General features: G+C 55.2%; 12 protein-coding genes and 1 pseudogene. 4 read left to right on the plus strand and 9 right to left on the minus strand.

Translation table 11 applies throughout. The features are described 5' to 3' along the window. On the plus strand, window positions 1-1,059 hold a 1,059-nt coding region (psbD, locus tag H8Q75_RS06625), incomplete at its 5' end, for a photosystem II D2 protein (photosystem q(a) protein) (RefSeq protein WP_024124638.1). Window positions 1,060-1,115: 56 nt separating this feature from the next. Here psbD and rfbC read toward each other — a convergent pair. Genes rfbC through rfbB form a run of 3 tightly spaced genes read right to left on the minus strand, consistent with a single transcriptional unit; the run spans window position 1,116 to window position 3,620 of the window. After that, window positions 1,116-1,664 (minus strand): dTDP-4-dehydrorhamnose 3,5-epimerase, encoded by a 549-nt coding sequence (rfbC, locus tag H8Q75_RS06630; protein ID WP_024125106.1) that lies wholly within the window; start codon window positions 1,662-1,664, stop codon window positions 1,116-1,118. Further along, window positions 1,633-2,544 (minus strand): glucose-1-phosphate thymidylyltransferase RfbA, encoded by a 912-nt coding sequence (gene rfbA / locus H8Q75_RS06635; RefSeq protein WP_024125107.1) that lies wholly within the window; start codon window positions 2,542-2,544, stop codon window positions 1,633-1,635. Before rfbA ends, rfbC begins: the two co-directional genes overlap by 32 nt. After that, window positions 2,541-3,620 carry a dTDP-glucose 4,6-dehydratase gene (rfbB, locus tag H8Q75_RS06640; protein ID WP_024125108.1) on the minus strand — a complete coding sequence of 360 codons (1,080 nt, stop codon included), beginning with the start codon at window positions 3,618-3,620 and terminating at the stop codon, window positions 2,541-2,543. Before rfbB ends, rfbA begins: the two co-directional genes overlap by 4 nt. Window positions 3,621-3,730: 110 nt before the next feature. On the opposite strand from rfbB, the gene H8Q75_RS06645 reads away from it, so the two are divergent. Beyond that, the gene (locus H8Q75_RS06645) at window positions 3,731-4,180 is read left to right on the plus strand and encodes a nucleoside deaminase (protein WP_024125109.1); all 450 of its coding nucleotides are present in this window, start codon (window positions 3,731-3,733) and stop codon (window positions 4,178-4,180) included. A gap of 6 nt (window positions 4,181-4,186) precedes the next feature. Here H8Q75_RS06645 and alr read toward each other — a convergent pair whose 3' ends face one another. Then, the gene (gene alr, locus H8Q75_RS06650) at window positions 4,187-5,338 is read right to left on the minus strand and encodes an alanine racemase (RefSeq protein WP_297040955.1); all 1,152 of its coding nucleotides are present in this window, start codon (window positions 5,336-5,338) and stop codon (window positions 4,187-4,189) included. A gap of 371 nt (window positions 5,339-5,709) precedes the next feature. Here alr and murI point away from each other — a divergent pair, with 371 nt between their 5' ends. Together murI and H8Q75_RS06660 are read left to right on the plus strand one after the other, a co-directional pair. Further along, window positions 5,710-6,549 (plus strand): glutamate racemase, encoded by an 840-nt coding sequence (gene murI / locus H8Q75_RS06655; protein WP_297040956.1) that lies wholly within the window; start codon window positions 5,710-5,712, stop codon window positions 6,547-6,549. Window positions 6,550-6,626: 77 nt separating this feature from the next. Further along, window positions 6,627-7,349 (plus strand): Bax inhibitor-1 family protein, encoded by a 723-nt coding sequence (locus tag H8Q75_RS06660; RefSeq protein WP_024125112.1) that lies wholly within the window; start codon window positions 6,627-6,629, stop codon window positions 7,347-7,349. On the opposite strand, the gene aroC is transcribed toward H8Q75_RS06660, so the two are convergent. The 5 genes and pseudogenes from aroC to H8Q75_RS06685 all read right to left on the minus strand — a co-directional run. Continuing rightward, window positions 7,346-8,437 carry a chorismate synthase gene (aroC, locus tag H8Q75_RS06665; RefSeq protein WP_024125113.1) on the minus strand — a complete coding sequence of 364 codons (1,092 nt, stop codon included), beginning with the start codon at window positions 8,435-8,437 and terminating at the stop codon, window positions 7,346-7,348. The genes H8Q75_RS06660 and aroC overlap by 4 nt on opposite strands. Window positions 8,438-8,451: 14 nt before the next feature. After that, window positions 8,452-8,790: an iron-sulfur cluster assembly accessory protein gene (locus H8Q75_RS06670; protein WP_024125114.1), complete on the minus strand. Its 339-nt coding sequence runs from the start codon at window positions 8,788-8,790 to the stop codon at window positions 8,452-8,454. A gap of 11 nt (window positions 8,791-8,801) precedes the next feature. Then, window positions 8,802-9,740, minus strand: a complete 939-nt coding sequence (locus tag H8Q75_RS06675; RefSeq protein ID WP_024125115.1) for a TIGR01777 family oxidoreductase — start codon at window positions 9,738-9,740, stop codon at window positions 8,802-8,804. Window positions 9,741-9,746: 6 nt separating this feature from the next. Further along, window positions 9,747-10,223 carry a ChuX/HutX family heme-like substrate-binding protein gene (locus H8Q75_RS06680; protein ID WP_157869784.1) on the minus strand — a complete coding sequence of 159 codons (477 nt, stop codon included), beginning with the start codon at window positions 10,221-10,223 and terminating at the stop codon, window positions 9,747-9,749. A gap of 45 nt (window positions 10,224-10,268) precedes the next feature. After that, window positions 10,269-10,568: pseudogene (locus H8Q75_RS06685) on the minus strand (transaldolase); the annotation flags it as partial.

Here is a 10,568-nt window from a genome sequence, read left to right on the forward strand (position 1 = left end):
ATGACGATCGCGATTGGACGAGCGCCAGCAGAACGGGGATGGTTTGACATCCTCGACGACTGGCTCAAACGGGACAGATTTGTCTTTGTCGGCTGGTCAGGCATCCTGCTTTTCCCCTGCGCCTACCTGGCGTTGGGGGGCTGGCTGACCGGTACCACCTTTGTTACCTCCTGGTACACCCATGGCCTGGCCTCCAGCTACCTGGAAGGGTGCAACTTCCTGACCGTTGCCGTTTCCACCCCCGCCAACAGCATGGGGCACTCCCTGCTCCTGCTGTGGGGCCCTGAAGCCCAAGGGGACTTCACCCGCTGGTGCCAACTGGGCGGTCTGTGGACCTTTATTGCCCTGCACGGCGCCTTTGGTCTGATTGGGTTCATGCTGCGGCAGTTTGAAATTGCCCGCCTGGTGGGCATCCGTCCCTACAACGCCATTGCCTTCAGTGCCCCCATTGCCGTCTTTGTCAGCGTCTTCTTGATCTATCCTTTGGGGCAATCCAGCTGGTTCTTCGCCCCCAGCTTTGGGGTTGCCGCCATCTTCCGTTTCCTGCTATTTTTCCAAGGATTCCACAACTGGACCTTGAACCCCTTCCACATGATGGGGGTAGCCGGTGTGCTGGGGGGTGCCCTGTTGTGTGCCATCCACGGCGCCACAGTGGAAAATACCCTCTTCCAAGATGGGGAGAGTGCCAGCACCTTCCGAGCCTTTAGCCCGACACAGGCGGAAGAGACCTACTCGATGGTGACGGCAAACCGGTTCTGGAGCCAAATTTTTGGCATTGCCTTCTCGAACAAGCGCTGGTTGCACTTTTTCATGTTGTTTGTGCCGGTGACGGGGCTGTGGATGAGTGCGATTGGCGTGGTGGGTCTAGCGTTGAACCTGCGGTCCTATGACTTCATTTCGCAGGAGATTCGGGCCGCGGAAGACCCTGAGTTTGAGACGTTCTACACGAAGAACCTGCTGTTGAACGAGGGCATCCGTGCTTGGATGGCGCCCCAAGACCAACCCCATGAAAACTTTGTCTTCCCAGAAGAGGTACTCCCCCGTGGTAACGCTTTGTAGGGCGTAAGCAATCCTAGCCTTGAGTGTCCCTCCCCACTGGGGAGGGATTTTTTATGTCAAGGGAATAGGGGAAGTTCGTTAATAGACTTCCCCTGTTGATCTTTGGCAGAAAGGAGGGGTTCACCGTCAATTGGCCAGGTAATGCCAATGGTGGGGTCATTCCACAGCAGCGTATATTCATCCCCGGCATTGTAGTAGTCGGTGGTTTTGTAGAGGACTTGTGCCTTTGGGGATTTTACCCAGAAGCCATGGGCAAAGCCAGGGGGAATCCACAATTGCTGGAAGTTTTCGGCCCTCAGCCATGTTCCCACCCATTGCCCCCAGGTGGGTGAAGAGCGCCGCAAATCAACGGCCACGTCAAAAATTTCCCCCTCGATGACCCGAACGAGTTTGCCCTGGGGGTGTTGGTGCTGGTAGTGGAGTCCTCGCAAAACGCCCTGCCGAGAGGCGGAATGATTGTCTTGAACAAAGTTTACCGCCAAGCCTGTGGCCGCCATAAAGGCTCGTTGATTAAAACTTTCCAGGAAAAAGCCGCGTTGATCCCGAAAGACAGGGAGTTCCAAAAGCAGAACGTCAGCGATCGCCAGCGGTTGTACCTTGACCATGGATTCCTCCTGTCACTTCTGCCCAAACTTGCAAGAGATATTGGCCGTAGCTACTTTTGCGCAGGGATTGTGCCAGTTCATAAAGTTGCGCCGGTGTAATGTAGCCCTGATGTAGGGCAATTTCTTCTAAGCAAGCAACTTTCACCCCCTGTCGTTCCTCTAGGGTGCGAATAAAGCTACTGGCCTGTTGCAGCAGATCATAGGTACCGGTATCGAGCCACGCATAGCCGCGTCCGAGTAATTCCACCTGCAGTTGTTCCTTTTCTAGGTAAAGGCGGTTGAGGTCAGTAATTTCCAGTTCTCCCCGCGCTGAAGGTTGCAGCTGAGCTGCCAAATCGCACACCTGCTGGTCATAAAAATATATCCCCGGCACGGCATAGTTGGACTTGGGCACTGCTGGCTTTTCCTCGATACCGAGAACGCGACCGCTGGCATCAAATTCAATCACCCCGTACTGTTGCGGGTTGGCCACCCGGTAGCCAAAGATCAGGGCGCCTTTGGTGAGTTGAGCCGCTCGGCGCAACTTCTCTGAAAGATCATGGCCGTAGAGAAGATTATCCCCAAGGGTCAGGCACACAGGTTCCCCCTGCAAAAATTCGCGCCCCAAAATAAACGCTTCCGCTAAGCCATTGGGCTGCGGCTGCACACAATAGCTGAACGATAGCCCCCATTGCTGACCGCTGCCAAGCAGTTTCTCAAAAAGAGAGAGGTGCTCTGGGGTGGAAATAATGAGAATCTCCCGAATTCCCGCCAGCATCAAGATGGAGAGGGGATAATAAATCATCGGCTTATCGTAGATGGGCATCAGTTGTTTACTGACCACCCGGGTTAGGGGATACAGACGCGTACCTGAGCCGCCAGCGAGAATAATTCCTTTCATGGGCAATGAGCGAGAACGCTGCCGTAGTGAGTGACCAGCCAAGCCCGGTAATCAGCAGTGCGGGCGGCTTCCACCCAATCTTGGTGGGCAAGATACCACTGTACGGTTTTTTCTAGGCCACTCCTAAAGGTTTCTTGGGGCTGCCACCCCAGTTCCCGCTGAATTTTAGTGGCATCAATAGCGTAGCGGCGATCGTGACCGGGGCGATCGCTCACAAAGGTAATCAAACTGCGGTAATTTAAGCCAGACCGGGGTACCAGGGTTTGCAGCAGATCACAGAGGGTTTGCACAACCTCAAGGTTAGGCTTTTCACAATTGCCGCCAATGTTGTAGGTTTGGCCCACCTGTCCCTTTTGCCAAACGGTATAGACCGCACGGCAGTGATCCTCAACGTAGAGCCAATCGCGCACATTTTGTCCGTCGCCGTAAAGGGGCAGGGGGTGCCCCCCTAAGGCTTGGCAGATCACTAGGGGGATTAGTTTTTCTGGAAATTGGTAGGGACCGTAGTTGTTGGAGCAGTTAGTGGTGAGGGTGGGTAGCCCGTAGGTGTGGTGGTAGGCACGCACCAGGTGATCAGAGGCGGCCTTTGAAGCAGCATAGGGGCTGTTGGGGGCATAGGGGGTGTCTTCTCGGAAAGGCGGATCTTCGGGGCCAAGAGTGCCATAGACTTCATCGGTGGAAATGTGAATGAAGCGAAAGGCCTCCTGGGCCCCGGAGGGGAGCTGTTGCCAGTAGGTTTTAACTTCTTCTAGGAGATTAGCTGTGCCCACAATATTGGTTTGGATAAAGTCGCGCGGACTATTGATGGAGCGATCGACATGGCTCTCAGCCGCAAAGTGAATGACAGCGGCGGGCTGGAAGGTTTGCAACAGGTCCCGGACAAGGGGGCGATCGCCCACATCTCCCCTCACAAATTGATAATTGGGCAGTTGCTCCAGCATGGCTAGGGTACCGGGGTGACAGGCATAGGTCACTTTATCAAGGTTGAGCACCGCCCCCCAGCCCTCCGTGAGGGCAAGCCGCACAAAGTTGGCGCCAATAAACCCGCCGCCACCTGTTACCAAAATCTTGATCATGGGCACTAACACCACCAGATTTTGGCTTGCATCATACCAAGACGAGACACCTGTTCAAAAAAAAGAGGTTTACTAGAAATGAAGCTCCATATTTACTTAGGCGGATAACCATGGACAAATTTATGGCGGCAGCGATCGCTGAGGCAGAGCAAGGACTCAAAGAAGGTGGCATTCCCATTGGTTCCGTCTTGGTGCGCAATGGCCAAATCATTGGTCGTGGTCACAACCAGCGGGTACAGCGGGGCAGCCCAATTCTACATGCGGAGATTGATTGTCTGGCCAATGCCGGTCGCATCAGTTGCTATGACGATACGGTGCTCTACTCAACCCTGATGCCCTGCTATCTCTGTGCTGGTGCTGTGGTGCAGTTTGGCATCAAAAAGGTGATTGCTGGTGAATCCCAGACCTTTGCGGGAGCACGGGAGTTTATGGAAGCCCACGGCGTTGAGGTGATTGACCTGAACTTGGAGCGATGCCAGCAGCTAATGCGTGACTTTATTGCCCAGTATCCCCAGCTCTGGTTTGAGGACATTGGCAAACTCACTGCCAAAGAAGCCTAGCAAAATTTAGGAGACAGGAATACGCGGCAAGCGGTTCTTGAAGCCACAGAGAATTTCCCAAGTAATTGTGCCGAGGGCTTCCGCCCAAGTTTCCACCGTCAGGCAGTCGCCGCCATCTTCCCCAAGGAGGGTTACCACATCCCCCTCCTGGAGCCCATCAATGTCACTCACATCAATCATCAGTTGATCCATCGTAATTGCCCCCACTTGGCGCACCCGTTTTCCCTGGACGAGGACTTCGAGCTTGTTGGAAAGAAGACGCGGCACCCCATCGGCATAGCCAATGCCAACAACGGCAATTTTCATCGGTTTAGGGGCAATGAATTGATGACCGTAGCTAACGCCTGTACCAGCGGGAATCTCTTTCAAGAGGGTAATGCGCGATCGCACCTGCATGACGGGTCGCAGGGGCACTACATCCCGTAAATGGGACGCAGGATACACGCCGTAAAGGCTCAAACCAATGCGCACCATGTCGTAGTGGCTACTGCGGTTGGCCAATGTTGCTGCCGAATTGGCCATGTGACGGCGCACAGCACCTAAACCCAGGGCAGAAATTTGTTCCCATACCTGTTCAAAGTAGGCCTGCTGCTGCCGCATCAAACTGGCATCTGGATCATCGGCACTGGCAAAGTGGGAGTAAATCCCCTGAATGCGCAGGTGAGGTAGCCGCTGCACAAACTGCACAAAACCCACCGCATCCTGCCAGGGACAGCCCAAGCGAGACATACCCGTATCAATCATCAAATGGACATCAAGGGGTTCGCGCAGGCGATCGGCGTAGTCGGAGAAAATCAGGGCTTGCTTAGGTGTAGAGAGGGTAGGCTGCAGCTGCCACTCGGCCATCATCTGCACCTGGACGGGCAAATTGACGGATCCCAAGACCAAAATAGGCGCTGTAATCCCTGCCTGCCGTAGAGCAATCCCTTCCGGAATCGTTGCCACCCCTAGCCAAGTCGCACCGTGGGCTAAAACCGTCTGTGCTACAGTGAGTGCGCCATGACCATAGGCATCTGCCTTCACCACGGCTAAAAGTTCCGTTGTAGGTGCTAGCCACTGGCGCAAGCTGCGCGTATTAGCCGCCAAGGCTGCCAAATCAATTTCAATCCATGCGCGCTCACACTCATGGGAACTGGTGAGCTGTTCCTGACTGAGCATTGTTGTTCCTATCCTCACACCATAATTCCCCAGTAGGGGGTGACGAACCCTACAGCCACTGACAGTCTGTGATTCAATGTATATCACTCTATGTTCAGTCCTAGGGTCAACATTCGGTTCTTGGCAAAACCTGCTAGAGTAGCACTACAGCCCTTGCCAAGATATACAGTCCATCTAGGGGAGGCCTTTCTTCCCCAGAAGGGGGCTGGTGGTTTTGAGCGGGTTTCATTTCCGTAAAAAGGGCGGTAGATTGACTGTGGTTGCCCTCTTTCTGCACGGGGCAACGCCATTTTTGTTGGTGTGAGGTCGAGGTTCGAGTGGACAACTGGCACAAGATATCCCTAGGGCTCAATCCTCTGGGAGCAATTGGTGTGTTTGACAGTGGGGTGGGGGGCTTAACGGTTTTACAGGCACTCCAAAGCCTTTTACCCCAAGAATCCTTTCTCTACTTTGGGGATACGGCACGGTTGCCCTATGGGACTCGCCGCCGCAGTGAAATCCTCCAATATGTGCGGGAGATTCTAACGTGGATGCATTCCCAGGGGGTCAAGATGGCAGTGATGGCCTGCAATACCAGTTCAGCCCTTGCCTTGACACAAGTGCGCAGTGAGTTTTCCTTTCCGATCCTGGGTTTGATTGTCCCCGCTGCCAAAATGGCGGTCACGCTGGGAAAGCGTATTGGTGTTATTGCCACTCCCGCAACCGTTAAAAGTGGTGCCTATGCACGGGCACTTCAGGAACTCTCCCCCACCGTGGCGATCGCCCAAGTGGCTTGTCCTGAGTTTGTCCCCCTGGTGGAAAGCAATTGCCTAGAGGGCGATCGCGTCCATCGCATTGTTCGTCAAACCCTAAGCCCTCTATTGGAATTTGACCCCGATACCCTCATTTATGGTTGCACCCATTACCCCCACCTACGTCATGTGATTGAGCAGTATTTGCCCACAACGGTTCATCACCTTGATCCTGCCCATGCAGTTGCCCGTGCCGCCGTGGGCAAACTAGAGGCCATGAATTTGGCGACTCCCTGCCCCCAAGGCCAAGTGCAATTTTATGTCAGTGGGATACCCGAACAATTTGCCCAGTTAGCGAGTCAGTGGCTGGGATACTACCCAAGGGTAGAACATTTGCCCTTAAGTGTCTTAAGCCAATGCCACCCGCCCTTAGAGATAACCGTACCGCCACCGGCGGCCTCCGCGGTTGTTGCCAGCTAGGTGCCCTTGGGAATTTTGGCAGAATAGAACTGTGCCATCTGGCCGTGTTGTCTATTCACCCCCCTTGGAGGATTCCCGTGAGTAGTACTAGTAATTTTCAAGAGGCGATTCGCGAAGCGCGCAGTAGCACGGTTGTCGGTCCTAATGTTATTCGCAATGCCCTACCCTTTTTGGGTGGGGGTCTCATCCTCACCGCCATCGGCAGCTGGGGCGGTCTTGGGGTTCTCAGTGCCGCCCCCCAACTGTTCATGGCCACATTCATTGGGGCAATTATTGCTGAGCTGGTGCTCTTTTTTGTGGCGCAGGGAGCGGCTCGCAAAGGGAATAATGGGCTGGCACTGCCCCTGTTGGCCACCTACAGCCTCCTGTCGGGCTATACCCTTTCTGGTTTGATTGCGGTTGCCCTCAGTACAGTGGGCATTATGGGCATTATCATTGCCGCTGCGGGCTGTGGCATCACGTTTATGGCCGCTAGCCCTATTGGCTCGAATCTGTCGGAGCGCGATGGCTTTGCCCTTGCCAAAACGGTACAACTAGGGCTCATTGCCCTGCTGGTGGTGCTGCTTCTCCAGTTCGTCTTCAGCTTCTTTGGTGTCTTTACGCCTACGTTTCTGGAAATTGCGATTTCCGGCATCGGCGTGGTGCTCTTTGTGGGGGCTGCGGTGGTGGACTTCTTTGTGCTGCCCCGCACCTACCGCGACGATCAGTATCTCTCTGCTGCCCTTTCGATGTACTTGACCTACATCAACCTGTTTATCTTTATCCTGCGGTTACTGATTGCCCTCAATCGCAGTCGCTAGAAGCGCAGGTGACACTGGGCATGATCCCGTAGCAGATGGTCACAGAGAACCAGAGCCACCATTGCTTCAACCATCGGCACCGCCCGCGGGAGCACACAGGGATCATGCCGCCCTTTTGCGGCTAAAATTGTCTCTTCACCCGCTTGATTCACGGTCTTCTGCGCTTGACCAATGGTTGCCGTGGGCTTAAAGGCTACCCGTAAAATAATGTTTTCACCATTGGAGATGCCCCCCTGAACCCCCCCGGAGCGATTGGTACGGGTCCGAATTCGCCCCTGTTCATCGGTGTAGAACTCATCGTTGTGCTCTTGACCCGTGAGCAGGGTACCGGCAAAGCCAGAGCCAATCTCAAAGCCCTTACTGGCAGGCAGGGACATCACCCCCTTGGCTAGATCCGCTTCCAGTTTGTCAAAAACCGGTGAGCCCAAGCCCACAGGGACATTGCGAACCACACACTCAATGACACCGCCAATGGAGTTCGCCTGCCGCCGTACTTCGTCCACCAGGGCAATCATTTTTTCGGCGGTGGCGGCATCGGGACAGCGCATGATGTTGGCCTCAACGGCAGCGGCGGCAACGGTATCGGGATCCACAACCGCCTCAATATCCTTAACCCGCTTGACGTAGGCAATAATTTCCGTACCCGCCACCTGGGTAAGAATTTTGCGGGCGATCGCCCCCCCTGCAACCCGCCCAATGGTTTCCCGGGCCGAGGAACGCCCACCCCCTTGCCAGTTGCGAATACCGTACTTGGCGTCATAGGTGGCATCCGCATGGGAGGGGCGATAGACCTGCGCCATTTCCGCATAATCTTCAGGGCGAGTATCCCTGTTGCGCACCAGAATGGCAATGGGGGTGCCCAGGGTTTTGCCCTCAAAGACGCCGGAGAGAATTTCACAGCGATCGCGCTCTTGGCGAGGGGTCGTGAGACGACTTTGACCGGGGCGGCGGCGATCCAGTTCCTTTTGAATATCGACTTCCGAGAGTTCTAGCCGGGGAGGGCAGCCATCCACGACAACCCCCACCCCACCCCCGTGGGATTCGCCAAAGGTGGTGACGCGAAATAGATGCCCAAAGGTATTGCCCATACTGCTGTTCAACCCTACGATCTGCTTACCCGAAAGGCCATACCACAGCCACAGGTTTGACTGGCATTGGGATTGTGGAAGCGAAAGGCGCCCCCCATTAAGTCTTCAATGTAATCTACCCGCAAACCCCGCAATACCTCCGCCGCTTCAGCCGCGATCGCGATCGTCCAGCCCTGGGACTGGGTAAGCAAATCCGTCGGTTTAGGTTCAGCCACAAGAGCCAGATCATAGCGCCAGTCACCGCACTCACTGGGTTGTACCTGAATCCGCAGAATGGCTGCCAGGCCTCGACTAACGCCGTGGGCTTGGAGACGTTCCAACTCTTGAATAGCTGCGGGGGTCAATTCCACCATCTTGCACAAAACTAGGGGGAACCCTCAGTATACCGTGGTTTGAGGAGGTTGGTTAGAGCCGTCTTGGCGTTGGGGTAGTCAAATTGAAAGCCCACAGCCAGCGTCCGCTCCGGCAAGACCCGCTGCCCCTTGAGCACCACATCAGCCCCTTCCCCAAGCAGCAGTTGCAGCACTGGGGGGGGCACAGGCAACCATGCGGGGCGTTGCATCACCTCTGCTAATACACGGCAAAAGTCTACCATTCTCAGTGGCTCCGGGGCAGTGGCATTGTAAACCCCCTGCATTCCCCCGTGATCCACAGCAGTCAGAATAAGGCGCACTAAGTCCTGCTGATGAATCCAGGAAAACCACTGCTGACCAGACCCCAGAGGCCCTCCCAGATACCACTGAAAGGGCAATAGAAGCTTGGCCAGTGCTCCCTGCTCCCCAAGGACAATGCCAAAACGGAGAATCACTAACCGCACGCCTAAATCCGTGACCCCTTGGGCAGCGGCTTCCCAGTCCACACAGACCTTGGCTAGAAAATCATTTCCCGCAGCATGGGTTTCAACAAAGGTTTCTGTATCACTGGTGCCGTAGTAGCCAATGGCAGAGGTGGAGACCAACACCCGCGGTCGCTGTTGACATTGGGCGATCGCCTGTACTAACTGCTGCGTCCCTACCACGCGACTGTCGTAGATCTCCTGCTTGCGCTGAGCTGTCCAGCGGCCATTGGCAAGGGGTTCACCTGCCAAGTTAATGACTGCATCCGCCCCCTCAAGGGCAGAGAACCAATCCCCGGCGGCCTTGGGGGTGTAGCCCACCAGTTCCACACGGGGCATGCCAGCAAATTGCTTGGCGGCTTTCCCAGGGGAGCGTACTAGGGCAACTACTTGATCGCCGCGATCGCCGAGGGCTTTGATGACCTGCTGCCCCACAAATCCAGTAGCGCCGGTTACAACGACTCTCATAAATGCCTATCCATGGGTTGCGCTGGCGGTTTTTGCCTCAAGGGCTGCCACTACCGGTTGCCACTCTGGGCCGTAGCGCTGCCGTAGGGCTTGCCAAGCGGCCACTTGGCCTTCAGCATACTCGCCGGGTTTGCCCCACTGCAAAAAGGCACTGAGGACAGATTTTTCATTGCTATCGAGAAAGCGAATGGCATAGGTGGGAAAATTCCCCCGTTTGGCTTGCCCCTCCTCAAAGCGGATTTTGGCCACCTGATCCATATTCAGGTGAAACTCAAAGTCCTCGGTGTGCATATTGGCATAGCGCCCCTTGGGCAGTTCGGCATAGAAGATCTTGGTGAGGGGCGATCGCACCTCCAAAACCGCAACATCATTGGTGACGACAAGGCGCAGTAGCCCCAGTTGCTCGCAATCCCTGAGGAATTGCTGGAAGGAGGGAGAAGAATTGGACATTGTTGGTGCATCAGCTATGAACGCTTCTTCCACTGTGACGCACAGGGGATGCCGATGCAAGCCTACCGAGTGAGCTCTCTATTTTGCCTGAGCCAAGTGCAGCACAACTCCCAGACCCGCCCCCATATCCTCTGGAGTGACCTTACCATCGTGGTTGGCATCGAGGGCATCAAAGACTGCATCGGTGCCGAGCCACTCTTCGCGGGTAATAATGCCATCGCCGTCAAGATCATAAACATGGAAGAGTTCTTCAGCAGCATGGGTGAGGGTTGCTTCCCCCTCGATACGGGCCAGGTGCCGGCTCAGGAGATCTTCAAGGGTTTCCAGAGCCTTGGTAAAGCCTTTAATCCCTTCCTCGAGTTTTTCACTGGCCATCTC

Origin of the sequence: Thermosynechococcus sp. OHK43 (assembly GCF_014466085.1) — a bacterium.
GTDB lineage: Bacteria > Cyanobacteriota > Cyanobacteriia > Thermosynechococcales > Thermosynechococcaceae > Thermosynechococcus.

Excerpts from the sequence above, each read along its gene's own strand:
- rfbA (WP_024125107.1), bottom strand. The coding sequence starts at position 2,544 with ATGAAAGGAATTATTCTCGCTGGCGGCTCAGGTACGCGTCTGTATCCC.
- H8Q75_RS06670 (WP_024125114.1), bottom strand. The coding sequence starts at position 8,790 with ATGGTGGAATTGACCCCCGCAGCTATTCAAGAGTTGGAACGTCTCCAA.
- alr (WP_297040955.1), bottom strand. The coding sequence starts at position 5,338 with ATGCTCAGTCAGGAACAGCTCACCAGTTCCCATGAGTGTGAGCGCGCA.
- rfbC (WP_024125106.1), bottom strand. The coding sequence starts at position 1,664 with ATGGTCAAGGTACAACCGCTGGCGATCGCTGACGTTCTGCTTTTGGAA.
- aroC (WP_024125113.1), bottom strand. The coding sequence starts at position 8,437 with ATGGGCAATACCTTTGGGCATCTATTTCGCGTCACCACCTTTGGCGAA.
- H8Q75_RS06645 (WP_024125109.1), top strand. The coding sequence starts at position 3,731 with ATGGACAAATTTATGGCGGCAGCGATCGCTGAGGCAGAGCAAGGACTC.
- rfbB (WP_024125108.1), bottom strand. The coding sequence starts at position 3,620 with ATGATCAAGATTTTGGTAACAGGTGGCGGCGGGTTTATTGGCGCCAAC.
- H8Q75_RS06675 (WP_024125115.1), bottom strand. The coding sequence starts at position 9,740 with ATGAGAGTCGTTGTAACCGGCGCTACTGGATTTGTGGGGCAGCAGGTC.